The 1,516-nt window shown below is 55.5% G+C and carries 1 protein-coding gene; it reads right to left on the bottom strand.

The features are described from left to right. Positions 1-414: 414 nt before the first annotated feature. Entirely contained in the window at positions 415-1,479 is a 1,065-nt protein-coding gene (locus tag KRR23_RS28925) for an IS110 family transposase (RefSeq protein ID WP_367880671.1), read from the bottom strand. Positions 1,480-1,516 lie beyond the last annotated feature (37 nt).

The raw sequence follows: 1,516 nt of genomic DNA, 5'->3' as shown, positions 1-1,516 counted from the left end.
GACACCCATTAGCCGGTCCTACGTCAAGATCCAAAGCCTACCCGCCCTGCTTTTTTAACGGCAGGGTGTTTCCCTCGTTAAACCTGATCGGTTGAACCGATCGAACCCGTTTCCTCGTTGCTGGCTACGACCGGGTCGCGCCAGTCACCCATATGGATCAAGCGGTGATGATGCTTGCAGTTCCGCCCTGGCGGTAACCCGCCCCAGAGAAACGTTGGTGCCGCCAATGTGTCCAAAACGTGTCACAGAACCGTGGTTTCGCGTAAAAAATACGCGCCCAGTCTCTACGGGCTCACTTGGCAGACGACCCGGGTACAACACACTCAGGCGGTGACAGCAGACCTCCACTCAGACCGCTTGGCTCAGTCTGCCCAGTCCCCTAATTGGCTGATCTGCTCTCACCTTATTCGCCTCTCAGGCGAAACAGCGTTTGGCATCAAAGGGCTGTTTCTCCTTCAGGATGTGGTAACTCGCACGGGCTAGTTTGTGGGCCAGTGCCTTGGTGGCGACCACGTTGTTGGTTTTAGCTTTCTTCTTCTCAAAAAAACGTTTGGCGTCTTCACTGAAACGCCGGGCAAAGTTGGCGGCTTCGATAAAGGCCCAGATCAAATAGGCATTGCCATTCTTGGTGTTGCCTTCGCTCTTTTTCTTGCCGTTGGAGTAGTGGGCGCTATCCACGCATCGAGCATATGAAGCAAAGTTACCCACGTCGGCAAAGCGTTCGATGTCGCCCGTTTCCAGCATGATCACGGTCGCGAGTACCTCGCCAATCCCCGGCATCGACTTCAGCAGGGCATACTCCGGGCGCAATTGGGCGCTTTGAAGCAAGCGATCTTCCAAACAGCGGATTTGAATATTCATCGCCTCAATGATTGCCACATTGGCTTTCATCGCTAGAGCGACATCGGGTGGCAGGCCCAGCCTGTCGACCGATGTCGCTGACAGGCGTTTGACGGCACCGCTGTTTAATCGGCGGCCCAGCTGACGAGCCAGGATGTTTTCCACTGCCAGGACATGTTGAGTCCGGCTGCGCACCAACTGAATGCGTTTGCGAGCGAGGTCACGCAGCGCACGCTCTTGCGGCGGATGAATGTAGCCCGTCGGCAAGATCCCGAGTCGTAGCAAATGCGCCAGGAACGCCGCATCATCCTGATCATCTGAATGCTTTAAACCGTCATAGCGTTTCATCGCCACGGTGTTGGCCAGTTTCACCTCGAATCCGGCTTCTTTCAGCCCATCGACCAGCCAGTACCAGTTGTACGTGGACTCGACCACCACGCCGACTAACTCGGCGCGATAGGGTTCGAGCAAGAGAATGATTTTCGCGAGTTCGTTGGGGCAGCGCCGACTGACCAGCACTCGGTCCGTTTCGTCGGCAATTACCACTACGCTGTTGTTCGAATGCAGGTCTATGCCACAGAATTTCATCACGGCCTCCTTCAGCAAAAGACAATGTTCGCACCTTGAATTTTGCGCCACCTCCGTGAGGTGGGGAGGCCGGCTAGATGATTCTCAG

Source organism: Pseudomonas sp. CVAP#3, from assembly GCF_018986375.1.
GTDB lineage: Bacteria > Pseudomonadota > Gammaproteobacteria > Pseudomonadales > Pseudomonadaceae > Aquipseudomonas > Aquipseudomonas helvetica.
This window is presented reverse-complemented; position numbering and strand designations above follow the sequence as displayed.